Source organism: Xanthobacter luteus (assembly GCF_040049235.1).
In the GTDB taxonomy this organism is placed as follows: Bacteria; Pseudomonadota; Alphaproteobacteria; order Rhizobiales; family Xanthobacteraceae; genus Xanthobacter.
Window position 1 is genome coordinate 394,930 of sequence record NZ_JBDZDO010000005.1, and the last position, 22,932, is coordinate 417,861.

The 22,932-nt window shown below is 69.5% G+C and carries 17 protein-coding genes and 1 pseudogene; 10 read left to right on the forward strand and 8 right to left on the reverse strand.

Annotated features, from left to right (window positions below; genetic code table 11):
* Positions 1 to 19 precede the first annotated feature (19 nt).
* Entirely contained in the window at positions 20 to 1,540 is a 1,521-nt protein-coding gene (locus ABLE88_RS17265) for an aldehyde dehydrogenase (RefSeq protein WP_348832927.1), read from the reverse strand.
* A 20-nt stretch (positions 1,541 to 1,560) separates the two neighbouring features.
* Entirely contained in the window at positions 1,561 to 2,244 is a 684-nt protein-coding gene (locus ABLE88_RS17270; RefSeq protein WP_348832928.1) for a GntR family transcriptional regulator, read from the reverse strand.
* Between the two features lie 146 nt (positions 2,245 to 2,390).
* On the opposite strand from ABLE88_RS17270, the gene ABLE88_RS17275 reads away from it, so the two are divergent.
* The 6 genes and pseudogenes from ABLE88_RS17275 to ABLE88_RS17300 all read left to right on the forward strand — a co-directional run bounded on the left by ABLE88_RS17275 (position 2,391) and on the right by ABLE88_RS17300 (position 7,979).
* Complete coding sequence (locus ABLE88_RS17275) at positions 2,391 to 3,641, forward strand: ABC transporter substrate-binding protein (RefSeq protein ID WP_348832929.1); 1,251 nt, start codon at positions 2,391 to 2,393, stop codon at positions 3,639 to 3,641.
* Positions 3,642 to 3,875: 234 nt separating this feature from the next.
* Entirely contained in the window at positions 3,876 to 4,736 is an 861-nt protein-coding gene (locus tag ABLE88_RS17280; RefSeq protein ID WP_348832930.1) for a branched-chain amino acid ABC transporter permease, read from the forward strand.
* Positions 4,733 to 5,719, forward strand: a complete 987-nt coding sequence (locus ABLE88_RS17285) for a branched-chain amino acid ABC transporter permease (protein WP_348832931.1) — start codon at positions 4,733 to 4,735, stop codon at positions 5,717 to 5,719. Before ABLE88_RS17280 ends, ABLE88_RS17285 begins: the two co-directional genes overlap by 4 nt.
* Positions 5,720 to 5,783: 64 nt before the next feature.
* A pseudogene (locus ABLE88_RS17290) lies at positions 5,784 to 6,455 on the forward strand (ABC transporter ATP-binding protein); the annotation flags it as partial.
* The gene (locus ABLE88_RS17295; RefSeq protein WP_348832933.1) at positions 6,448 to 7,164 is read left to right on the forward strand and encodes an ABC transporter ATP-binding protein; all 717 of its coding nucleotides are present in this window, start codon (positions 6,448 to 6,450) and stop codon (positions 7,162 to 7,164) included. The pseudogene ABLE88_RS17290 and the gene ABLE88_RS17295, both read left to right, overlap by 8 nt.
* Positions 7,164 to 7,979: an alpha/beta fold hydrolase gene (locus tag ABLE88_RS17300; RefSeq protein ID WP_348832934.1), complete on the forward strand. Its 816-nt coding sequence runs from the start codon at positions 7,164 to 7,166 to the stop codon at positions 7,977 to 7,979. The genes ABLE88_RS17295 and ABLE88_RS17300 overlap by 1 nt, the downstream gene beginning before the upstream one ends.
* Positions 7,980 to 8,057: 78 nt before the next feature.
* On the opposite strand, the gene ugpB is transcribed toward ABLE88_RS17300, so the two are convergent.
* Entirely contained in the window at positions 8,058 to 9,377 is a 1,320-nt protein-coding gene (gene ugpB / locus ABLE88_RS17305) for a sn-glycerol-3-phosphate ABC transporter substrate-binding protein UgpB (protein WP_348832935.1), read from the reverse strand.
* Positions 9,378 to 9,615: 238 nt separating this feature from the next.
* On the opposite strand from ugpB, the gene ABLE88_RS17310 reads away from it, so the two are divergent.
* A complete protein-coding gene (locus tag ABLE88_RS17310; RefSeq protein WP_348832936.1) occupies positions 9,616 to 11,664 on the forward strand; it encodes an acyltransferase family protein in 2,049 nt (682 codons plus the stop codon).
* 40 nt (positions 11,665 to 11,704) lie between these two features.
* On the opposite strand, the gene ABLE88_RS17315 is transcribed toward ABLE88_RS17310, so the two are convergent.
* The 5 genes from ABLE88_RS17315 to ABLE88_RS17335 form a co-directional block, all read right to left on the reverse strand.
* Positions 11,705 to 12,013, reverse strand: a complete 309-nt coding sequence (locus ABLE88_RS17315; RefSeq protein ID WP_348832937.1) for an SCP2 sterol-binding domain-containing protein — start codon at positions 12,011 to 12,013, stop codon at positions 11,705 to 11,707.
* A 49-nt stretch (positions 12,014 to 12,062) separates the two neighbouring features.
* Positions 12,063 to 13,853 carry an acyl-CoA dehydrogenase C-terminal domain-containing protein gene (locus ABLE88_RS17320; RefSeq protein WP_348832938.1) on the reverse strand — a complete coding sequence of 597 codons (1,791 nt, stop codon included), beginning with the start codon at positions 13,851 to 13,853 and terminating at the stop codon, positions 12,063 to 12,065.
* A gap of 164 nt (positions 13,854 to 14,017) precedes the next feature.
* Positions 14,018 to 16,360: a 3-hydroxyacyl-CoA dehydrogenase/enoyl-CoA hydratase family protein gene (locus ABLE88_RS17325; RefSeq protein ID WP_348832939.1), complete on the reverse strand. Its 2,343-nt coding sequence runs from the start codon at positions 16,358 to 16,360 to the stop codon at positions 14,018 to 14,020.
* A 12-nt stretch (positions 16,361 to 16,372) separates the two neighbouring features.
* On the reverse strand, positions 16,373 to 17,509 hold the full coding sequence (locus tag ABLE88_RS17330; RefSeq protein WP_348832940.1) for a thiolase family protein: 1,137 nt from the start codon (positions 17,507 to 17,509) through the stop codon (positions 16,373 to 16,375).
* 70 nt (positions 17,510 to 17,579) lie between these two features.
* Positions 17,580 to 18,017, reverse strand: a complete 438-nt coding sequence (locus tag ABLE88_RS17335) for a MerR family transcriptional regulator (protein ID WP_348832941.1) — start codon at positions 18,015 to 18,017, stop codon at positions 17,580 to 17,582.
* Between the two features lie 391 nt (positions 18,018 to 18,408).
* Here ABLE88_RS17335 and ABLE88_RS17340 point away from each other — a divergent pair, with 391 nt between their 5' ends.
* From ABLE88_RS17340 to ABLE88_RS17350, 3 genes are all read left to right on the forward strand, one after another.
* Positions 18,409 to 19,740, forward strand: coding sequence for an OmpP1/FadL family transporter (locus ABLE88_RS17340; protein WP_348832942.1), 1,332 nt, complete (start codon positions 18,409 to 18,411; stop codon positions 19,738 to 19,740).
* A gap of 262 nt (positions 19,741 to 20,002) precedes the next feature.
* Complete coding sequence (locus ABLE88_RS17345; protein WP_348832943.1) at positions 20,003 to 21,652, forward strand: long-chain-fatty-acid--CoA ligase; 1,650 nt, start codon at positions 20,003 to 20,005, stop codon at positions 21,650 to 21,652.
* A gap of 168 nt (positions 21,653 to 21,820) precedes the next feature.
* Positions 21,821 to 22,930 carry an AI-2E family transporter gene (locus tag ABLE88_RS17350; RefSeq protein ID WP_348832944.1) on the forward strand — a complete coding sequence of 370 codons (1,110 nt, stop codon included), beginning with the start codon at positions 21,821 to 21,823 and terminating at the stop codon, positions 22,928 to 22,930.
* Positions 22,931 to 22,932 lie beyond the last annotated feature (2 nt).

Sequence of the window (22,932 nt, forward strand, 5' to 3'; positions counted from 1 at the left end):
AGGCCCGGCGCCGCCGGGCTCAGTTCAGGCGCGGCTGCTGGGACGTGCCTTGGTACCAGTCGAACGGCCTGCCTTCGGTCGAGAGCATCACCGACTTCACGTCGAAATGGTCGTTGAAGCTCTCGATGCCGAACTCGCGGCCGATGCCGCTGTCGTCCACGCCGCCCCAGGGCGAGGCGGGGTCGAGGCGGTGGTGGTCGTTGATCCAGACGATGCCGGCCTTCACCTTCGCCGCCACCCGGTGGGCGCGGTGCACGTCGCGGGTGCGGATCGCCGCGGCGAGGCCGAACGGGCTGTCATTGGCGATGGCGAGGGCCTCCTCCTCGGTCTCGAACGGGATCACGACGGTGAACGGGCCGAACACTTCCTCGCGGGCGATGCGCATGTGCGGGGCGACATCGGCGAACACCGTGGGCTCGACGAAGAAGCCGTTCTCGTGGCCCTCGACGATGCGCCGCCGTCCGCCCGCGACCAGCCGCGCGCCATCCCCGTGGCCGATCTCGACGTAGGACAGCACCCGGTCGAGCTGGCGCTGGGACACGACGGGGCCGAGCTGGGTCTCGGGATCGCGCGGGTCGCCGATGCGGATCGCCTTGGCCTTGGCGGCGAGGCGCGCGACGAACTCGTCGTAGATGCTTCGCTGAACGATGTGGCGCGCCGCGCACACGCAGGTCTGGCCGGCGCCGACGAAGGCGCCGAAGGCGGCATAGTTCACCGCCTGCTCCACGTCGTAGTCGTCGAACACCATCACCGGCGTCTTGCCGCCCAGCTCCAGAGTCTGGTGGGCGAAGACGCGCGCCGCCGCCGCGCCGGCGATGCGGCCGGCCTCGGTGCCGCCGGTGAGCACCAATTTGTTGATGTCGGGGTGTTCGGCGAGGAAGCGGCCGGAATTGGCGCCGATGCCGTTCACCACGTTGAACACGCCGGGCGGCAGGCCGTTGTCGCTCATCAGCTTGGCAAGGCGCAGCGTGGTCAAAGGCGTGTATTCGGACGGCTTCACCACCGTGGTGCAGCCGGAGGCGAGCACCGCCGCCAGCGACTTGCACAGGATCATCAGCGGGTGGTTGAAGGGCGTGCAATTGGCGACCACGCCGATGGGCGTGCGGCGGGTGTAGTTGAGATAGTTGCCCTCCACCGGGATCACGTCGTCGCGGCGGGCCAGCGCGAGGCCGCCGAAATAGCGCAGGAAATCGGGCAGCCGGCCGAGCTGGGCCCGGGTCTCGTTCACCGGGCGGCCGTTGTTCTGGGTCTCGAGCAGATAGAGCTCGGGCAAGGCGGCATCGAAGGCGTCGGCGATGCGGTTGATGAGCTTCACGCGCTCGCGGATCGACATGCCGCCCCAGGCGTCGCCGGCGAAGGCGGCGCGGGCGCTCTTCACCGCCGCGTCCACGTCCTCGCGGCCGCTGTCGGGAATGGTGGCGATGACGGCGCCGGTGGCGGGGTTCCTCACCTCCACCCTTGCCCCGCCCGCGCTCTCGACCTCGCTTCCGTCGATGAAGTTGCCCCTCGCCGCGACGGCGGCGTCGGCCTTGACGTTCATGGCGTTCTCTCCGTGTGTTCTCAAAGGATGACGGCGTGGCGCGTCAGCGCGGCCACCACGCGCTTCTCGGCGTCGGCGATATGGTCCCGCAGCAGCCGCGCCGCCTGGCGGCCGTTGCGGGCCTGGAGCGCGTCGATGATGGCGCCATGCTCGGCGATCAGCCGGTCGGGATCGCGGCCCTGCATGGTGCCGATGCTGACCAGAACCAGCCGGTCGGCCTGGGCGACGAGGTCGGCCACCTCCTCGCGCATGCGCCGGTGCGGCGAGCACATGGCCACCGCCTCGTGGAAGGCGCGGTTGTAGCGGATGAAATCGGACTTCGACGGGTCGAAGGCGCGGAAGCCGTCGAGCGCCGCCAGCGCCGCGTCGCCCGCGTGCCGCGCCGCGTCCGCCGCGCAGGCCGGCTCCATCACCTCGCGGAAGCGGAAGATGTCCCGCGCATCGGCCAGCGACACCGGGTTCACCCGGTAGCCCTGGCGCGGCAGCACGGTGATGAGGCGCTCCTGCTCGAGCCGCAGGAGCGCCTCGCGCACCGGCTGCTTGCTGACCTCGAAGCGCGCGGCGAGCTCCTGCTCGCGCAGCTCCTCTCCCGGCGAGAGGCGGCAGCCGAGGATCTCTTCCTTGAGCCGCGCATAGACGGCGTCCCGCAGCAGCCCGGAGCCGCCGATTGTCCCGTCAGAGGCGACATCTTGTTCGATGAACATATTTCAGACCTCGACCAATCTTGCCCGTTCCGCGTCCGTACCCCTAGACAGACAAAGAGAATAACAGGCTTGACGGCGCTTTTTCAATCTGCGTGAAATATCACAAGAGAGATTTTTGCCGTCAAGAGCATCTCAGGGAGAACGCAATGCCGATCAGGATTCACCGAGCCACCGCCCATGCGTGGCTGGCCGCGACTGCGCTGGCGGTGCTCGCCGCCGGGCCGGCGGCGGCGCAGCAAGCCCCCATCAAGGTCGGCTTCATGACCGTGCGCTCCGGCGCGCTGGCGGCCGGCGGGAAGCAGATGGAGCAGGGCATCGAATATTGCCTCGCCGAGCGCGGCGGGATGATGGGCGGCCGCAAGGTCGAGCTCATCACCGTCGACACCGCCGGCCAGCCCGCCACCACCAAGACCCGCGCCCAGGAACTGGTGGAGCGCGAGCGGGTGAACGCCATCATCGGCCCGCTCGCGGCGTTCGAGGCGCTCGCCATCGACGACTACATCCGCCAGGTGGGGGTGCCGGTGATCTCGCCCTCGGCGGCGGCCGAGGACCTGACCCAGCGCAAGGTGAACCCGTGGTTCGTGCGGGCGGTGGGCACCTCGGCCCAGGCCAACCACGCGCTCGGCGAATATGCCGCCAAGGAGCTGAAGCTGAAGCGGGTAGCCACCATCGGCGACGACTTCGCGTTCGGCCACGAGGCCACCGCCGGCTTCCAGCGCGCCTTCGAGGACAATGGCGGCAAGGTGGTGCAGAAGCTGTGGCCGCCGCTGAACGTCGCCGATTACGGCAGCTACATCAGCCAGATCCGCACCGACGTGGATGCGGTCTACGCCGCCTTCGCCGGCGGCAACGGCCTGCGCTTCCTGCAGCAATATGCCGAATACGGCGCGCCGGTGAAGGTGATCGCCCAGATGACCACGGTGGACGAGGGCATCCTCAAGTCCATGGGCAAGGAGGCGGTGGGCGTGATCTCCTCCGGCTGGTACACCGCGACCCAGGACGTGCCCGGCAACAAGGAGTTCGCCGCCGGCATCCGCGCCAAGTACGGCGCCGATCCCGGCTATTACACCGCCGGCGCCTACGAGGCCTGCGCCTTCCTCGACGCGGCGGTCAAGGCCATCGACGGCAAGGTGGAGGACAAGCAGGCGCTGATGAAGGCGCTGCGCGCGGTGAAGCTCGACAAGGGGCCGTTCGGCCCTGTCACGCTCGACGACTACGGCAACCCCGTCATGACCGTCACCATCCGCAAGACCGAGGAGAAGGACGGCCGGCTCCAGAATGTGGTGATCAAGACCTATCCCAAGGTCACGCAGTTCTGGACCTATGATCCCAAGGCGTTCCTCGCCAATCCGGTCTACAGCCGCGATTACCCGCCGGCCAAGAATATCGGCAACTAAGCCTTAGAAGGTCGTCATGCCCCGGCTCGTCCGGGGCATCCACGTCGCCGTTCGTCGGCGGCATGATGCCCGGCAACCGGCCCGGCCACACCGTGGATCCCCCGGAACCTGGCGGTTGCCGGGTTCCGTCCCGACAAACGGAAGCCGGCGGCAGCCGGCGTCCGGCCAGCCGGGGGATGACGGCTCGACGCGCATCCACCGGGCTCCATTTCCGCACCTTTCCGAGGACCAACCATGACCTTCTGGGTCAGCCAAAGCCTCAACGCGCTCGCGCTCGGCGGCCTGCTGTTCATGCTGGCCTCGGGCTTCAGCCTCATCTTCGGGCTGATGCGGGTGGCCAACCTCGCCCACGGCGCGCTGTTCATGCTCGGGGCCTATCTCGGCCTCGCGGTGGTGAAGGCGGGCTACGGCTTCTGGACCGCGGCTCTGGCGGCCGCGGTCGCGGTCGGGCTCCTCGGCGGGGTGATGGAGCGCACGCTGCTGCGCCGCCTCGGCGGGCGAACCCTGCCGCAGGTGCTGATGACGCTCGGCCTCGCCTTCATCATCGCCGACGCCTGCCTGATGATGTGGGGCGGCGACCCCATGCGCCTGCCGCCGCCGCCGGAACTCTCCGGCGCCGTGCGGATCGGCGACGCGGTGTTTCCGCGCTACCGCCTGTTCGTCATCGGCGCCTCGGCGGCGGTGGCGCTGGGGCTCTGGCTTTTGGTGGAGCGCACCCGCGCCGGCGCCATGATCCGCGCGGCGGTCGACGACGTGGGGATGGCGCGCGCCGTCGGCATCTCCGCCTCCACTTTGTTCACCGCCGTGTTCTGCCTCGGCACGGCGCTCGCCGGCCTCGGCGGCGTGATCGGCGGACCCATCCTGTCGGTCTATCCGAGCCTCGACCAGGACATGCTCCCGCTCGCGCTGCTGGTGGTGATCCTCGGCGGCGCCGGCAGCCTGCTCGGGGCGTTCGTCGGCGCCTACGCCATCGGTTTCATCTACACGTTCGGACAGGTGCTCGTGCCCGACCTCGCCTACGTCATCTTGTTCCTGCCCATGATCGCCGTGCTTTCGGTCGCGCCACAGGGCTTGTTCGGCCGGAGGCTGGGATGAGCGCCCGCGTCCTTCCCTTCGCGGTGGCGCTCGCCGCCATGGCCATGGTGCCGCTGGTGGCGTCCTCGCCGTTCTACGTCAACCTGACGAGCCAGGTCGCCATCGCCGCCATCGGCGCCCTCGGGCTCAACGTCCTGGTGGGCCATGCCGGGCTGAATTCCCTGGGCTATGCGGTGTTCCCGGGGCTCGCCGCCTATCTCGTCGCCTGGCTGTCGACCGTCGGCGGCTTCGATGCGGTCTCCGCCGGCCTGCTCGCGCTCGGCGGCACGCTGGCGGTCTCGGGGGTGTTCGCTCTGGTCGCGCTGCGCACCACCGGCCTCGGCTTCGTCATGATCACCATGGCGCTGTGCCAGATCGTCTGGGGCGCGGCCTATCGCTGGACCTCGGTGACCGGCGGCGACAACGGCCTGTCCGGCGTGCCGCGCCCCGGCGCCTCGGTGCTGCCGCTGGAGCGGCCCGAAGTGTTCCTGTGGCTGTGTCTCTGCGTGCTGGGGCTGGCGCTGCTCCAGCTCGGCCGCTTCTTCGACAGCCCGCTCGGCGTCGCGCTGCGCGGCACGCGGGACCAGCCGCGGCGCATGAGCGCCCTCGGCTACGACGTCTGGCGCATCCGCTTCGTTGCCTGGATGCTGGCGGCCGGCTGGGGCGCGGCGGCGGGCCTGCTCTATGCCTGGTACCACCAGTTCGTCAGCCCGCACATGATGGCGGTGACCGCCTCGGCCGAGGTGCTGCTGATGGTGGTGGCGGGCGGTGCCGGCACGCTCGCCGGGCCGCTCATCGGCGCGGCGCTGGTGGTGCTGCTCAAGAATCTCGCCTCGATCTGGATCGAGCGCTGGGTGATGCTGCTCGGCTTCACCTTCGTCGTCATCGTGCTGGTGATGCCGGACGGCATCGTGCCGGGCTTCCACCGGCTGCGCGCCGCGCTGGCGCGGCTGAAGCCATCGGCCGCGCCCGCTCTGGTGCCGCGGGAGCGCGCCGATGGCTGAGCCTGCGCTCGAGATCAGCGGCCTGTTCAAGCAGTTCGGCGGCCTGCCGGCGATCTGCGACGTGGCCCTCACGATCCGCCCCGGCGAGCGGCACCTGCTCCTGGGGCCGAACGGGGCGGGCAAGACCACCTTGTTCAACCTGATCTGCGGCGACCTCGCGCCCACCGCTGGCTCCATCCGCCTGTTCGGCGCCGAACTGGTGGGCCTGCCGCCGCGCAAGCGCACCGCCTGCGGCCTGGCGCGGACCTACCAGATTCTCACCTTGTTCCCGCACGAGACCTTCTGCCGGAACGTGATGCTCGCCCTCAACGGGCGGCGCGGCGCCAAGTGGCGGGCGTGGCGTCCGTTCGGCGGCGACGCCGCGCTGCGCGAGGAGGCGATCGCCGTCCTCGCCCGGGTGAAGCTCGCCGACCTCGCCGACCGCCCGGTCTGCGAGACCGCCTATGGCGACCGGCGGCGGCTGGAGATCGCCATGGCGCTCGCGCTGTCGCCCCGGCTGCTGCTGCTGGACGAGCCGCTCGCCGGCCTCTCCCGCGACGAGCGCGTCACCGTGCAGACCCTGCTCGACGAGCTGCCGCAGGAGGTGACCGTCGTGCTCATCGAGCACGACATGGACGTCGCCCTCGCCTTCGCCGAGCGCATCACCTTGCTGCACCACGGCAGCGTGGTGGCGACCGGAAGCCGGGCGGAGATCGCCGCCGATCCCCGCACCAGGGAGGTCTATCTCGGTGCCTGACGCGCTCACTTTGTCCAACCTCAGCGTCTATCACGGCGAGATCTGCGCGGTGCGCGGGCTCGATCTGGCCTGCGCCGAAGGGGCGGTGACCGCCTTGCTGGGCCGCAACGGGGCGGGAAAATCGACCACGCTCGCGGCCATTGCCGGGCTGCTGGCCGCCCGCCAGGGGCGCATCGCGCTGTTCGGCGCGCCCCTCGAGGGGCGCAAGCCCGAGGCCATCTGCAAGCTCGGCGTGGGGTTCGTGCCGCAGGGCCGGCGCATCTTCCCCTCGCTCACCGTGCAGGAGCATCTCGCCGTCGCCTATCGCCCGCCGCGCCATGCGGCCGCGCGCGGGTTCGACATCGCCGCGGTGGAACGCCTGTTTCCGCGCCTGCGCGAGCGGCGCCGGCAGCTCGCCGGCTCGCTGTCGGGCGGCGAGCAGCAGATGCTCGCCATCGCCCGCGCGCTCGTCACCAATCCGCGCGTGCTGCTGCTGGACGAGCCCGCCGAGGGCCTCGCGCCGCAGATCGTCGCGGAGGTGGCGCAGGCCATCGCCGGGCTGAAGGCCGCGGGGCTGTCGATCCTGCTCGTGGAGCACAATCTGCCGCTGGCGCTCCGGCTCGCGGACACCTGCGTCATCCTCTCGTCGGGCGAAGTGGTCTGGCGCGGGCCGCCGCGCACCCTCGCCGAGGATTCCCAACTCATGGCCCATCATCTGGGAGTGCACTGATGCTCACCGCCAACAGCCGCGCCGGCGGCCTCACCGCCCATGTGACCGGTTCCGGGCCGAGCATCGTCTTCCTCCACTCGCTGCTCGCCGATCGGGGCAGCCTGGAGCCGATGGTGCCGCGGCTCGCCGGCGACTTCCGACTGGTGCTGCTCGATCTTCCCGGCTTCGGGGGATCGCCGGCCGAAACCGGCGGGCTCGACGGCCAGGCGGACCGCATCGCCGAGGGCCTCCGCGCACACTGTCCCGGCGAGGCGCCGCTGCTGTTCGGCAACGGCTATGGCGCGTTCCTGGCGCTGGCCACGGCGCTGCGGCATCCGCCCGCCGCCGGCGCGCTGTTCCTCGCCGGCTGCGGCGCGGCGTTCAGCGAGGAGGGGCGCGCCGCGTTCCGCTTCATGGCGGCGAAATCGGCGGCGAACGGCCTCGAGGCCGTCGCCGACACCGCCATGCGCCGCCTGTTCACTCCAAAGATGGCGGCCCTGGTGCCGGACCAGCTCGCCGAGCGGCGCGCATCCTTCGTCGCCACCGCCCCGGCGGTGTTCGTCGATGCCTGCGGCATCCTCGCGACGCTCGACCTGAAGGATGCGGCGCGGGCCCTGGCGGTGCCGCTGTTCGCCTGCGCCGGGGCGCTCGACGAGGCGACACCGCCGGTCATGGCGCAGGAGCTGGCCGCGCTGGTGCCGCGCGGCACCTTCCATCTGATCGCCGACTGCGCCCACGTGCCGACCCTGCAGGCGCCCGAAGAGGTGGAACGGCTGATGCGCGGCTTTGCGCGCACGCTCGCGCCGGGGCAGGCCGCCGACACCACCCCGGCCTGACCGGGGCGGCGCGGTCTCGGCCGGGCCGCTGTGGGGGCCCGGCGCAAGGCGGCCGCGAAAGCTCGCCCCCGGCGGCGCCTATTTGTTGGCCTGCTCGAAGGCGCGCAGCAAGGTGTTTCCGCGCTGCTCCGCGGTCGCGAGCGCCGCCTTGGCGGTCTTCTTGCCGGCGAGGGTGAGCTCCAGCTCCTCCTCGATCACGTCGCGGATCTGCACGAACGAGCCGAAGCGCAGGCCCTTGGAATTGTCGGTCGGCTCCTTCAGCGTCATCTGCAGGATCGAGACGTCGGTGCCCGGGTTCTTCTCGTAGAAGCCTTGCGCCTTGGAGAGCTCGTAGGCGGCCCGGGTGATCGGCAGGTAGCCGGTGTTCTGGTGCCACCACGCCTGCACCTCGGGCCGCGACAGGAAGCTGAAGAACTTCGCCACGCCGCGATATTCCTCCTGCGGCCGGCCGTGCAGCACCCACAGCGAGGCGCCGCCGATGATGGAGTTCTGCGGCGCCCCCGCGACCTCAGGCCAATAGGGCATCATGGCGTAGCCGACGTCGAACTTGGCGTTGGCGAGCACGCTGGCGCGCGCCGCCGAGGAGCCGATCGACATGGCGCACTCGCCGGTGAAGAATTTCGGGTCCGCCTTGGACTGGCGCCCGCCATAGTCGAACAGCCTGGTCTTCTGCCAGTCCGCGAGCGCGGCCCAGTGGCGCTCCACCACCGGGTTGGCGATCTCGAGCTTGGTCGAGAGAGAGGCCATGCCGTTCTGCTCGGTGCCGATGGGAATGTTGTGCCAGGCGGAGAGGTTCTCGACGTTCACCCAGGACGGCCATTGGGTAGTGAAGGCGCAGGGCACGCCCGCCGCCTGCAGCTTCCGGCCCATCTCCTCCATCTGCGGCCAGGTCTTCGGCGGGTTGGCGGCATCGAGCCCGGCCTTCGCGAACAGCTCCTTGTTCACGTAGAGGATGGGGGTGGAGGAGTTGAACGGCATGGAGAGCATGTTGCCCTTGGCGTCGGTATAATAGCCCGTCACCGCCGGCAGATAGGTCTTGGGATCGAACGGCTCGGCGGCGTCCGCCATCAGCTGGTAGACCGGATAGACCGCGCCCTTGGCCGCCATCATGGTGGCGGTGCCGACCTCGAACACCTGCACGATGGCCGGGTGCTGCTTGGCGCGGAAGGCGGCGATGGCGCCGGTCATGGTCTCGGGATAGGAGCCCTTATAGACCGGCACCACCTTGTACTCGGCTTGCGCGGCGTTGAAGTCGGCGGCCACTTTCTCGAGCTTCTCGCCGAGCGGGCCGCTCATGGCGTGCCACCACTGGATCTCGGTCGCGGCGGCGGCCGGCCCGCCGAAGGCGAGCAGCGCCGTGAGCGCCGCGGTGGCGGCGGACGGGAAGGGCAGGGTCATGGCGGCCTCCTGAGTGTCGGGCGCGGGCGGCGCGCGGCAGCCGCCAGCGGAACGAAGCGCGACATTGCCACGCGGGCGTGACGAAGATGTTGCGCCTGGTGAGCGTCGCCGTAAGGCCCGCCAGGGCTCGATCCGTAACCCTTTCGTGTTCCCGCCATGATTTGCAGTGGATCGCGTTGCGGGCTATGTGCCTTCGCGGCGAGTTCGTCCCCTGGGGCGCTGGATCGGGAAAGACGGTATGAGTTTGGCATATCGGGCCGACATCGATGGCCTGCGCGCCATCGCGGTCGGCAGCGTGGTCCTGTTTCATGGCCACATCCCCCCGTTTTCCGGCGGCTATGTCGGGGTGGACGTGTTCTTTGTGATCTCGGGCTTCCTGATCACCTGCATCCTCGACCGCGAGATCTCGGCCCGGCGCTTCTCGCTGGTGGATTTCTACGACCACCGCATCCGCCGCATCCTGCCCGCGCTGTTCGTCGTGCTCGCGGTGGTGACCCTGCTCGCCGCCATCATCCTGTCCCCGCGCGACATGATGCAGTACGCCCGCTCGCTGGGGCCGTCGGCGCTGTTCTACGCCAACATCCATTTCGAGAGCGTGCTCGACTATTTCGGCCCGCGCGCGGATTCCGTCCCGCTGCTCCATCTGTGGTCGCTGGCGGTGGAGGAGCAGTTCTACATCCTGTTCCCGGTGCTGCTGTTCGCGCTCATGCGCTTCGGCACCCGGACCTTCGCGGTGGCGGCGCTGGCGGTGCTCACCGTGGCCTCGCTGATCCATTCCCAGATCACGGTGGAGAGCCAGCCCTGGAGCGCCTTCTTCCTGCTGCCGAGCCGCGCCTGGGAGCTGTTCGCCGGCAGCCTCATCGCGCTCATCCGCTGGCCGCCCATCCCCGCCCGGGCGGCGGGCGCCGTCGCCCTGGCGGGCCTCGCCGCGATCCTCGCGCCGGTCTTCCTCTATGGCCGCGACACCGCCTTCCCCGGCCTGTCCGCGCTGCCGCCGGTGCTGGGCTCGGCCGCCATCATCTTCGCCGGCATGCACACCCAGCAGGGCGTGGTTCAGAAGGTGCTCGGCCATCCCTGGTTCACCTATGTGGGCCGCATCTCCTACTCGCTCTATCTGTGGCACTGGCCGCTGCTGGTGCTGGCGGCGGAGTATAAGGGGCGCCACCTCACCTACCTCCAGGCCGGGGTGGTGATCCTCGTCTCCATCCTGTTCTCGGCGCTGTCGCTGAAGTTCGTCGAGACGCCGCTGCGCCGCCCCTCGGTGCTGGGCGGGATGCGGCTGGCGCGGTTCGGCGCCGGCGCCCTCGCCATCTTGCTGTCGTTCGGCGTGGTGCAGCTGATCGAGCGGACCGGCGGCGGCTTCCGTTCGCTCTCGCCGCGCGCGCAGGCGGCCGAGGATGCCGCCTATTCCGGCGCGCGGGCCGCGGGGCGCAACGCCTGCACCGATTCGCGCCGGCTCTGGGTCTCCGCGACGGCGGTCGACGACGGCTGCGCCTTCTCGCCCAAGAGCACGATCGCGCCCTACGACGTGGCCGTATGGGGCGATTCCCACGCGGGCGCCTTCAATCGCGGGCTCACGGCGACCCTGGAGGAGAGCGGCTACAAGGTGCGGCTCCTGTCCATGCCCGCCTGCCCGGCGATCCTCGGCGTGACCGCGACCCAGCCGCGCTATCCGGCGCAGGCCTGCACCAACTTCAACAATGCGGTCATGGACGAGCTGCGCCGGGTGCGGCCCAAGGTGGTCATCCTGGTCAGCCGCTGGGCCATGTGGACCTCGCTCGCGGGGCGGCACTTCTGGCTCACCACGGCCGATATTCCGGGCGGCGAGGAGCGCTCCGCCGAGACCACGGTCAAGGCGTTCAACTACGGCATGGCCCATACGATCGCGGCGCTGGAGGCCATCGGCGCGAACGTGATCGTGGTGGGCCAGCCGCCCGAGTTTCCGATCGCGCCCACGGAATGTGCGATCAACAGCGAGCGGCAAGGCGCGCGCGGCCGGGACTGCGACACCATCCCGCGCGCGGTGGGCCTGCGGGCGGTCTCGGCCTCGAACGAGCTGCTCACCCGCATCGCCGCCAAGCAGCCCCGCATGTCCCTGTTCCTGCTCAGCGACGTCTTCTGCGACCAGACCGAGTGCCGGGGGGCGAACGGCGGCGAGTTCTACTTCATCGACCAGCACCACCTCGCCCCGCGCGGCGCCGCCTTGGCGGCCAGCTCGCCGGAGTTCAAGGCGGCCCTGGAAAAGGCGCTCGGGCCGCCCAACAAGACCAGTTCCGCCACCCATTGAGGCGCCGCCCCGCGCGTGACCGCCCGCGCGCCGGGCGGTCTCAGGCCTGGTCGAGCAGACCGGCAAGCTTGAGGGCGACGCCCTGCGAGCCCTCCACCTTCAGCCGTCCGGTGGAGAAGGCGAGCATCGGCCCGATGCGGCCGGTAATCAGCTTGTCCAACGTGTCGCTGGAGAGCTTGAGCACCGCGTCCGCTTCGCCGCCCCCCTCGCTCACCGCGACGCCGTCCGTGGCGTCGAGCAGGATCGCCTCGCCGGTGTCCGTGAGGTCGAAGCGCACCTTGTAGCCGAGCTCGGACAGGGCGTCGGCGCGCTCGCGCATGGCTTCGACGAGGGAGGCGAGATCGGCCATCGGGACGGGTACCCTTCGCTCATGGGCCGCCCCGAAGGGCGGCGGGGGATCAGAACATGGCCTCGTCGAGCGCCATCATGGAGGCCTTGCCGGCCTTGATGGAGCCCCACAGCGCCGCCACCTCCGGCAGCAGCTTCTCGATGAAGAAGCGCGCGGTGGTGATCTTGGCCTCGTAGAAGGCGGCGTCGTCCGGGTTGGTGGCCTTGTTCTCGAACGCCACCTCGGCCATGCGCACCCACATGTAGCCGAGCGCCACCAGCCCGAACAGCCGCAGATATTGCGTCGCCGCCGCGCCCGCCTCCTCGGGGTCCTTCAATCCCTTCTCGGCGATGTGGGCGGTGGCCAGCTGAAGCGCGCCGAACGCCTTGGAGAGCGGGGTGATCAGCGGCCCGAGATTTTCGTCGTCGAGCTTGGCGTCCATGTAGGCGAGCACGGGATGGAAGAACGAGCGCAGATAGCGCCCCATGTGCGCCGGCAGCTTGCGGCCCACGAGGTCGAGCGCCTGCACGCCGTTGGTGCCCTCATAGATCATGGCGATGCGGGCATCGCGCACATATTGCTCCATGCCGTGGTCGCGGATGTAGCCGTGGCCGCCATAGACCTGCATGCCCATGGAGGTGGCCTCGAAGCCGAGGTCGGTGAACAGCGCCTTGACGATGGGCGTCATCAGCGCCGTGAAGTCCTCGGCCCGCTGGCGCTCCTGCGGGTCCTCGGCCCGCTCCATCATGTCGAGCGCCCGCGCCACCCAGCCGGCGAGCGCCCGGCAGCCCTCATTGTAGGCGCGCATGGTCATCAGCGTGCGCCGCACGTCCGGATGCACGATGATGGGGTCGGCCGGCTTGTCGGGATGCTTCGGCCCCGACAAGGCGCGGCCCTGGAGGCGCTCCTTGGCGTAGGCCACGGCCGACTGGTAGGCGGCTTCCCCGAGGCCGAGCCCCTGGGTGCCGACCGACAGGCGCTCGGAATTCATCATCGCGAACATGGCGCGCATGCCCTTGTGGGGCGCGCCGACGATCCAGCCGGTGGCCTCGTCGAACGACAACTGGCAGGTGGAGGAGCCGTGGATGCCCATCTTGTGCTCGATGCCGGTGCAGGTGACGCCGTTGCGCGGGCCGACGGAGCCGTCCGCCTTGGGCAGGAATTTCGGCACCAGGAACAGCGAGATGCCCTTGATGCCCTTGGGCGCGTCCGGCAGGCGGGCGAGCACCAGATGGACGATGTTCTCGGTCATGTCGTGCTCGCCGGCGGAGATGAAGATCTTGTTGCCGGTGATCTTGTAGGAGCCGTCGGCTTGAGGCTCCGCCTTGGTGCGCACGAGGCCGAGGTCGGTGCCGCATTGCGGCTCGGTGAGGCACATGGAGCCGGACCAGATGCCGTCCACCATCTTCGGCAGGAAGCGGTCCTTCAATTCGTCCGAGGCATAGGCCTTCAGCGCCTGGTAGGCGCCGTGGGTCAGACCGGGGCAGATGCCGAAGGCGAGGTTGCCGGAGCACAGCATCTCCTCGACCAGCTTGTTCACGCTCGCCGGCAGGCCCTGGCCGCCATATTTGGGATCGCAGGCGATGCCGTTCCACCCGCCTTCGCGGAACGCGGTGTAGGCCTCCTTGAAGCCCTTCGGCGTGCGCACCACGCCGTTCTCGTAGGTGCAGCCTTCGAGGTCGCCGGACTGGTTGAGCGGGGCGAGCACCTCGACCACCAGCTTGCCGGCTTCCTCCAGCACGGCGTCGATGAGGTCAGGGGAGAGGTCCTCCAGGCCCTTCAGGCGGGCGAGCTCGGCGCTGCCGTGCAGCTCGTGGAGGACGAAGCGCATGTCGCGCAGCGGCGGGGTATAGACCTGCATGGCGTGGCTCCCTGAATGCCTTCTCGCGGACGAGGGCTGTCTTGTTGGGCCGTCACCCTCCGGCGGCGTCCGGAGGGTCCACCCGTCCGCTCGTCCCGGCGGAGGGGTGGATGCCCCGGACGCGCCGGGGCCCGGCGGCGTGATCTCTCGGCGCTTACGCCGGCTCAGTTCCTGAGCGGCTTGCCGGTTTCCAGCACGTGCTCGATGCGCTCGAGCGTCGCCTCGGTGCGGATCAGCTTCATGAAGCCTTCCCGCTCCAGCTCCAGCACCTTGGCCGCGGGCACCGGCTCGATATGGTCGGCCGTGCCGCCGGTGAGCACCTCGGCGAGCGCCGCGGAGACCACCTTGTCGTGCCGGGTCGCCAGGCCGCGCTTGGCAAAGCCCTCCACCGCCATGTCCATGGCCGCCTTGCCGGAGGGGCCGGGCAGGAAGAACTCCACGGGCTTGGGCGGCGCATAGCCCTCCACCATGGCGAGCGCCTTGGCCTTGGCGTCCGCCAGCAGCCGGTCGCGGTTCATGGTGATGCCGTCGCTCTCGGTGAGGAACTTCAGCTCCTTGGCCTCGGCGGCGGATTTCGCCACCGTGGCGGTGGACACCGTCTCGAACACCTTGGACGGCGCCGGCATGGGCCCCTTGGGGAATTTCGGGTCGGCGGCCCAGCGCTCCAGCATGGCGGTGCAGCCGCCCCAGGCGGGCAGCACGCCGACGCCGCATTCCACGAGGCCGATATAGCTCTCCGCATGGGCCTGCACCGCGCTCGCGTGGAGCAGGATCTCGCAGCCGCCGCCGAGCGCGAGGCCCGAGGGCGCCGCCACCACGGGGAAGGGGGCGTGTTTCATGTCCTGATAGGTCTTCTGGCCGGTGGCGACCAGCTTCTCCACCTCGCCGAAGGCGCCGATGTTGCAGGCGAACAAGGCAAGGCCCAGGTTCGCCCCCACCGAGAAGTTGGAGCCCTCGTTGTAGATGACGAGCGCCTTGTGCTTGTCCTTCACCAGCTTCAGCGCCTTGGCGAGCATCGTGATGATGCCCTCGTCCAGGGAATTGCCCTTGGAGGTGAATTCCAGGCACAGCACGCCGTCGCCGATGTCCCACAGGGCGGCGGAGCCGTTCCTGGCCACCGGCTCGGACCTGAGCTTGATGTCTTCCAGCAGCAGCACGCCCGGCGCCCGCACCACGTCGCGATAGGCGCCGTCGCGGGCGAGGAACTGCCGCTTGCCGTCCGCCACCCGGTAGAACGGCTTGTCTTCGGCCAGCGCCAGCAGCGGCGGGATCTCCTCGCCGTCCGCCTTCAGCAGGGCGATCAGCCGGGCGGCGCCGATCGTGTCGATCAGCTCGAACGGGCCCCATTTCCAGTTGTAGCCGAGCCTCATGGCGGCATCGACGGCGACGATGTCGTCCGCCGCCTCGGGCACGAGGCGCGCGGCATAAGCGAGCGTGCGCACCATCACCGCGCGGGCATAGCGCCCGCCTTCGCCGTCCGAGGAAAGGAGGGCGAAGAGGTCCCGGCCGCCGCCGTCCTCCAGCTCGGCAACGACCGCCTTCTCCTGCGGGCGGTAGTCGCCGGTGGCAAGGTCGATGGCCTCCTTGAGCTTGCCCCCGCCCTCGCGGTTGAGGCGATAGAAGCCGCCCTTGCCCTTGCGGCCGGTATAGCCGGTGGCGATCATCTTCTCGATCAGCGGGCTCTCGCGCAGCGTGGCGTGGAACGGGTCGGACAGGGGCAAAGCGCGCTTCAGCGAGCCCTGGACGTGGGGCATCAGATCGAGCCCCACGAGGTCGATGAGGCCGAACACGCCGGTCTTGGGAAAGCCGAACGGCCGGCCCATCACCGCGTCCGCGTCCTCGATCCTCAGCCCCTGCGCGAACGCCTCGCCGACCGCGAGCTGCAGCCAGTAGGTGCCGAGCCGGTTGGCGATGAAGCCGGGCGTGTCCTTGCAGGTCACCACCGTCTTGCCGAGCTTCACGTCGGCAAAGCGGGAGACCGCCGCGACCGTGTCCGGATTGGTCTCCGGCCCGGCGACGATCTCCAGGAGGCGCATGTAGCGCGGCGGATTGAAGAAATGGGTGATGAGGAAGTCGCGCTTGAAGCTGTCCGGGAGGCCGGCCGTGAGGTCGGCCAGCGGAATGGTGGAGGTGTTGGACGACACCGCCGCGCCCGGCCGGCGCGCCTTTTCGATCTTCGCATAGAGCGCCTGCTTGAGATCGAGCCGCTCGATGATGGCTTCCACGATGAGGTCGCAGTCCGCGAGGTCGGCAAGGTTGTCCTCAATGTTGCCGGTCGTCACCAGCTTCGCCGCCCGGGCGGACATGAAGGGGGCGGGATCGGCCTTGAGCAGCTTCTCCACCGCCGTCTGGGCGATCACGTCGCGGTTCGCGGCGCCCTCGGGGACGATGTCGAGCAGCAGCACCTCGACCCCGGCATTGGCCACATGGGCGGCGATGCCCGCGCCCATGACACCGGCGCCGATGACGGCGACCTTCCTGATCTCGTTCTTGGTGTCCTGGCTCATGGCGCGCCTCCCTCAGACGCGCTCGAGCACGGTGGCGATGCCCTGGCCGCCGCCGATGCACTGGGTGGCGAGGGCAAATTTGCCGCCCTCGCGCTTCAGCAGGGCGGCCGCCTTGCCGACGATGCGCGCGCCGGTGGCGCCGAGCGGATGGCCGAGCGCGATGGCGCCGCCGTCGAGGTTCAGCACCTCGTCCTTGATGCCGAGCTCGCGCTGGCAGGCGAGCGCCTGGGAGGCAAAGGCCTCGTTCAGCTCCACCACGTCGATCTGCGAGATGTCGAGGCCGGAGCGGGCGAGCGCCTTCTTGGTCGCCGCCACCGGGCCGATGCCCATGATCTCCGGCGCGCAGCCGGCGACCGCCACGCTTTTCAGGCGGGCGAGGGGCTCGAGGCCGTTCTTCTGCGCATAGGCTTCGGTGCACACCAGCACGGCGGAGGCGCCGTCGGTGAGCGGGGAGGAGGTGCCGGCGGTCACCGTGCCGTGCTCGTCGAACGCGGGCTTGAGCGCGGCGAGCCCTTCGGCGGTGGCGTCGCGGCGGATGCAGCCGTCGCGCTCGGCGCTCTTGCCGTTGACGCGGATCGGCACGATCTCGTCCTTGAACCGGCCCTCGGCCTCGGCCTGCGCCGCCTTCTGGTGACTCTTGAGCGCGAAGGCGTCCTGGTCGGCGCGGGTGATCTGCCACTTCCGGGCGACGTTCTCCGCGGTCTCGCCCATGGCCATGTAGGCCTGCGGCATCTTGGCGTAGAGCGCCGGGTTCGGCATCGGGTTGAAGCCGGTCATGGGCACGCGGCTCATGCTCTCGATGCCGGCGCACACGAACGCCTCGCCGGCGCCGAGCTGGATCTGGCCGGCGGCCATGTGCACCGACTGCATGGACGAGCCGCAAAAGCGGTTCACGGTGGCGCCCGCCACGCTCTCCGGCAGCCCGGCGATCATGCCGATCAGGCGGGCGATGTTGAAGCCCTGCTCGGCCTCGGGGAAGGCGCAGCCGACGATGAGATCCTCGATCTCGTCCGGCTTCATCCCGGTGCGGGCGATCAGCGCGGCCACCACCTGGGCGGCCAGGTCGTCGGGGCGCACGCGGGCGAGGTCGCCCTTCTTGGCGAGCGCGAAAGGCGAGCGGGCATAGCCCGCGATCACGACGTTCTGCATGGGCTCTCCTGCCTTGATCTTGATTTTGCTCCGCGGCCTTAGCCGCGGCGTGCCCCGTTTCGGGGCGTCTTCAGCCGACGGCCTTCTTCTGGGCCGTCTCCCGCTCCAACGCGGCGAGGGTCTGCTCCTCGATGTCCTTCAATTCGAGGATGCTCTCCTCGAGCGCGAGGCGCTGATCCTCCAGCATCTCCAGCCGCGTCTGCACCTTCTTCAGCAGCAGCCGGATCTGCTCGGTCTGCGAGGGGTCGACGTCGTAGAGGTCGAGATATTCCTTGATCTCGCGCAGCGAGAAGCCGAGCCGCTTGCCGCGCAGGATCAGCACCATCCGCGCCCGGTCGCGCTTGGTGTAGACGCGCATGGTGCCGGCCCGGCGAGGGGCGATCAGGCCCTTGTCCTCGTAGAAGCGGATGGTGCGCGGCGTGACTGAGAGGTCCCGCGCCAGCTCGGTGACTGTGAAGAAGGTGTCGGTCAGCGAGGAGCCGGGGAGACGCTTTCCTGTGGATGCCACGTGTTCACCTATACGTCATCTGTCGGCCCCGAAGATACATGCTTTGACGTTGGGCGCAAGAGGTCCCGTTTTCACTCTGCGGTGGACCCCGCGCCGCCGGGTGGGGAAAGCCAGCGCCGCCCGCTGCCGCTCGGCTAGGATGGCGCGCGCCAAGCCGAGTCGCGGCCGTTCGGCAGAGGCATGGGCGGCCGGGTGCACGGCTCCCCATCTCCTTGGTGTTGCGCTGCCGACACAGCGCCGCGATTCCAGGCCGTCACGTTGCGGCCCAGCCGCTCAACACAGTTGACGCGTGTGTTCGTTTAGGCATGCTGGATGACGTATAGGGCACCGTAAAAACCTATAGTGCGCTGCAACGTGCGGGCCCGGAGGAATGCGCCAAACAGGGGGACTCATGGCCACCTATCTCACATGTCCGCGCCGACCGTTCTTCACCCGCGCGCTGATGACACTGCCGGTTCTGGCCATCGCCGGCGCCAGCGGGGCCTGGGCGGGCGGCTTCGGCTTGCGCGAGCAGAGCGCCTATTACCAGGGCTATTCGTTCGCCGGCGTGGCGGCCGGCGGCGACGGCCTCGCCTCCATGTTCTGGAACCCGGCGGCGCTCAGCTTCTCGCCCGGCCTCAACATGGAGGCCAACGTCACCTGGATCGCGCCCCATGCCTCGGTCGACGTCTACAGCGCCACCGGGCCGATCTTCGGCAACAATCTCGGCACCATGGGCGTCGGCGACATCGTCGACGACGCGGCGGTGCCCGCCACCTACATCACCTATGCGTGGGACCGCATCGCCGTCGGCCTGGCGATCAACGCGCCGTTCGGCCTCATCACGGATGCGCCCTGCAATTGGTCGGGCCGCTATTACGGCTGCTACAGCCGCATCTTCGACATGAACATCCAGGGCTCCATCGCCTACAAGGTGAATGAGTGGCTCACCATCGGCGGCGGCTTCAACGTCAATTACATCGACGCCCGTCTCTCCAATGCGCAGGTGCTCGGCGCCGCCCCGCTCACCTTCGGCGCGGCGCAGGTGGACGGCGATTCCATCGGCTATGGCGTCAATCTCGGCGCCCTGCTGACGCTGGCGCCCGGCACCACCATCGGCCTCGGTTATCGCTCGCAGATCGACCAGGAGCTGAACGGCACCATCACGCCGCTCATCCTCAACAATCCGGTCGCCAAGCTTCCGGCCCAGGCCGGCCTGCTGCTTCCGGACCAGGCGACCTTGTCGCTGCGCTCCAAGCTCACGCCCAGCTTCACCGTCCTCGGCACGGTGGAATGGACCAATTGGTCGACGGTGCAGCAGCTCAAGGTGGAGAGCATCGCCGCGCCGCCCAGCATCCTGAACCTGCAGTGGAACGACGGCTGGTTCTTCTCCGGCGGCGTCGAGTATCAGTGGGATCCGAGGCTCGCGCTGCGCGCCGGCATCGCCTATGAGCTCACCCCGGTGCCGGACGAGACGCGCTCGCCGCGCCTGCCGGACACCAACCGCCTGTGGCTGTCGGCGGGCTTGACCTATGCCGTGACCGACAAGCTTGCCTTGGACCTCGCTTACACCCACATCTTCGGCGAGGAAGGCCCGATCAACCAGTCGGTGGCCGATTTGGGCAACGGGCTGCGCGGGTCGCTGGTGGGCGCCGTGACCGACGCCTACGTCGACATCGTCTCGGTGGCGCTGCGCTACAAGTTCGATTCGCCGGCGGCGGCGACGCCGCTGATCACCAAGTAGCATCGGCCGGACGCCCCTCTCCAGGCCCGCCTTTGCTCGGCATCGGCGGGCCTTTCGCGTTGCCGGCGGCGGTCGGACCCGATCGCCGGCCGCCCTGACGACGTTTCCCCTTTGAATTTCGTCGGCGATTTACCACGCGGATCGGGTCACTCTCGGCGGATCGCCATTCAAGCTGCCGCGGCAGTATATTACGCAAAGGCACCGGCAAAGCCCGGGCAGGCGCGGCCCGTCCCAAAGGCCCGCGCGAAGAGGGAGGACATCCATGCTTCACCGCACGGATCAGGACCAGGTCGGCGCCGTCGCGGTGCCGGACCTCTTGGCCGGGAGCGTGGCGCAGTATGGCCCGCGGCCCGCATTGAACTTTCTCGGGCGCAAATGGAGCTATGCCGACCTCGGCGCGCTGGTCGACCGGGTCGCCGCCGGCCTCCAGGCGCGCGGCGTCGGCAAGGGCACCAAGGTGGGCCTGTGCCTGCCCAACACGCCCTATTCGGTGATCTTCTTCTTCGCCGTCATGAAGGCGGGCGGCACGGTGGTGAACTACAGCCCGCTTTACGTGGAGCGCGAGCTGCGGCACCAGATCCGCGATTCCGGCACCGCCATCATGGTCGTGCCCGACCTCCACCTGATCCATTCGCGGGTCGCGGCGGTGGCGGCGGAGGCGGGGCTGAAGACCATCGTGGTCTGCCCGCTCGCCGGGGTTCTGCCATTCCCCAAGGGGCTTTTGTTCACCCTCTTCAAGCGCAAGGAGCAGGCGAAATACGATGCCGGCGACGGCGTCCACCTCCACTTCCGCGCGCTGCTGAAGCACGGCGAGCGGCCGACGCCGGTGGAGATCGATCCCGCGACCGACGTGGCGGTGCTGCAATATACCGGCGGCACCACCGGCGTGCCCAAGGGCGCCATGCTCACCCACGCCAACGTCTCGGCCAATGCCCGCCAGGTGGTGGTGCACGCCGACTGCGAGCGCATCGGCGTCACGCGCGTGCTCGGCGTGTTGCCGCTGTTCCACGTCTTCGCCATGCAGACGGTGATGCTGATCCCCATCTGCCTCGGGGCGGAGATCATCCTGGTGCCGCGCTTCAACCTCGCCGACGTGCTCGACGACATCGAGCGGCAGAAGCCGACCATGTTCCCGGGCGTGCCCACCATCTACGCCGCCATCAACGCCCACCGGGGCATCGAGAAGCGCGATCTGTCCTCGCTCACCTTGTGCATTTCCGGCGGGGCCCCCCTGCCGAGGGAGGTGCGCGAAACCTTCGAGCACCTCACCGGCTGCAAGCTGGTGGAGGGCTACGGCCTGTCGGAGACCTCGCCGGTGGTGAGCGCCAATCCGCCGCTCGGTTTGGTCAAGGACGGATCGGTCGGCACCGCTCTGCCGCAGACCGTGATCGAGATCCGCGATCTCGCCGACCCCACCCGGCTCATGCCCACCGGCGAGAAGGGCGAGGTGTGCGTGCGCGGCCCGCAGGTGATGGCGGGCTATTACGGGCGCCCCGACGAGACCGCGAGCGCCTTCATCGACGGCGCCCTGCGCACCGGCGACGTGGGCTATCTCGACGCCGACGGCTATCTGTTCCTGGTGGACCGCATCAAGGACGTGATCCTGTGCGGCGGCTACAATGTCTATCCCCGTGTGATCGAGGAGGCGCTCTACCTCCATCCGGCGGTGTCGGAGGCGGCGGCCATCGGCGTCGATGATCCCTATCGCGGCCAGGCGCCGAAGGCTTTCGTCACCCTGAGGGAGGGCGAGAGCGCGACGCCGGAGGAGATCATGGGCTTCCTGGCGCACCAGATCTCGAAGATCGAGATGCCGAAGGTGATCGAGATCCGCGAGAGCCTGCCGAAGACGCTGGTGGGCAAGCTCTCCAAGAAGGAATTGGTGGAGGAGGAGCGCCGGCGCGGCGCCTCCTGAACGCGGCACGCGGGCGGCGGCGTCCGGCTGCGCCCGCGCCGCCGGGCCGATGACACCGGCCGGGTTTTGTCCGATAGAGGCCGTGCCCGCGATGCCTGCCGCGGACACGGACCCGCAAAGGGGGCGGGCGCGTTCCTGTCGTCCTCGGTGCGGAATAAGGATCTATCCATGCGGTCCCAAGTCAGGCTGGCACGGCGCGTCGCGCTGGCGGGAGTCATTCTGGGCGCGCTCTATCTCGCCTGGCTCGCGGTGGACGTGATCCTCCTCGTGTTCGCGGCGGTGCTGCTCGCCTTGGCGCTGCACGCGCTCGCCGAACCCTTCTCCCGCCTTACCCGCTGCCCGGAGCGCTACGCCGTGTTTCCGGTGGCGCTGCTGGTGTTCGGCGGCACCGGCCTGGTCCTCTATCTGTTCGGCTCGACCATCCGCAGCCAGGTGCTCGAACTGGTGCAGACCCTGCCGGCCGCGTGGGCCGCCTTCGAGCAGCGCTTCCATCTCGAGGGCCTGGGCGACGACCTGCTGCGGCGCGCGGAAGCCGCCGCGCCCTCCAGCGACACCGTGCTCTCGGTGGTCCAGGGCCTGACCAGCAATGTCTTTCAGGCCGTGCTCGGCGCCTTCCTGGTGCTGGTCGGCGGGCTTTATTTCGCCGTCGACCCGAAGACCTATCGCGACATGTTCCTCGCCTTCTGGCCGCACGCGCGGCGCCCCGACATGGGCCGGCGGCTCGACGCGGTGGCGCTCGATCTACGCAACTTCCTCAAAGCCCAGCTGATCGCCATGGTGGTGGTGGGGGTGCTCACCTTCATCGGACTGACCGTGCTCGGCATTCCCTCGGCGCTGGCGCTGGCGCTGTTCACCGGGCTCGCCGAGTTCATCCCCATGGTGGGGCCGGTGGTCTCGGCGGTGCCGGCGCTGCTGATCGCGTTGACCATCGGTCTCGATTCGGCGCTGTGGACGCTCGCGCTGTTCGTGGTGGTGCAGCAGACCGAGAGCAACCTCATCACGCCGGTGCTCCAGCAGCGCATGGTCTCGTTGCCGCCGGCGGTGACGCTGTTCGCCGTGGTGGTGTTCGGCACCGTGCTCGGGCCGCTCGGCGTGCTGCTCGCCACCCCGCTCACGGTGCTGGCCTTCTCGGCGGTGCGCGACCTGTCGCCGGACGAGGACCGGCTGTTCGTGGAACCGGTGAAGCCCGCCGAAGAGCTGGTCGAGGAACCGGTGGAGCCGCCCGCGGCCGCGCGCGCCGTCCCGGTCGCCGCCCCGCCCGGCCCCGGGACGCCCTGAGG

Excerpts from the sequence above, each read along its gene's own strand:
- ABLE88_RS17265 (WP_348832927.1), bottom strand. The coding sequence starts at position 1,540 with ATGAACGTCAAGGCCGACGCCGCCGTCGCGGCGAGGGGCAACTTCATC.
- ABLE88_RS17270 (WP_348832928.1), bottom strand. The coding sequence starts at position 2,244 with ATGTTCATCGAACAAGATGTCGCCTCTGACGGGACAATCGGCGGCTCC.
- ABLE88_RS17275 (WP_348832929.1), top strand. The coding sequence starts at position 2,391 with ATGCCGATCAGGATTCACCGAGCCACCGCCCATGCGTGGCTGGCCGCG.
- ABLE88_RS17280 (WP_348832930.1), top strand. The coding sequence starts at position 3,876 with ATGACCTTCTGGGTCAGCCAAAGCCTCAACGCGCTCGCGCTCGGCGGC.
- ABLE88_RS17285 (WP_348832931.1), top strand. The coding sequence starts at position 4,733 with ATGAGCGCCCGCGTCCTTCCCTTCGCGGTGGCGCTCGCCGCCATGGCC.
- ABLE88_RS17300 (WP_348832934.1), top strand. The coding sequence starts at position 7,164 with ATGCTCACCGCCAACAGCCGCGCCGGCGGCCTCACCGCCCATGTGACC.
- ugpB (WP_348832935.1), bottom strand. The coding sequence starts at position 9,377 with ATGACCCTGCCCTTCCCGTCCGCCGCCACCGCGGCGCTCACGGCGCTG.
- ABLE88_RS17310 (WP_348832936.1), top strand. The coding sequence starts at position 9,616 with ATGAGTTTGGCATATCGGGCCGACATCGATGGCCTGCGCGCCATCGCG.
- ABLE88_RS17315 (WP_348832937.1), bottom strand. The coding sequence starts at position 12,013 with ATGGCCGATCTCGCCTCCCTCGTCGAAGCCATGCGCGAGCGCGCCGAC.
- ABLE88_RS17320 (WP_348832938.1), bottom strand. The coding sequence starts at position 13,853 with ATGCAGGTCTATACCCCGCCGCTGCGCGACATGCGCTTCGTCCTCCAC.
- ABLE88_RS17325 (WP_348832939.1), bottom strand. The coding sequence starts at position 16,360 with ATGAGCCAGGACACCAAGAACGAGATCAGGAAGGTCGCCGTCATCGGC.
- ABLE88_RS17330 (WP_348832940.1), bottom strand. The coding sequence starts at position 17,509 with ATGCAGAACGTCGTGATCGCGGGCTATGCCCGCTCGCCTTTCGCGCTC.
- ABLE88_RS17340 (WP_348832942.1), top strand. The coding sequence starts at position 18,409 with ATGGCCACCTATCTCACATGTCCGCGCCGACCGTTCTTCACCCGCGCG.
- ABLE88_RS17345 (WP_348832943.1), top strand. The coding sequence starts at position 20,003 with ATGCTTCACCGCACGGATCAGGACCAGGTCGGCGCCGTCGCGGTGCCG.
- ABLE88_RS17350 (WP_348832944.1), top strand. The coding sequence starts at position 21,821 with ATGCGGTCCCAAGTCAGGCTGGCACGGCGCGTCGCGCTGGCGGGAGTC.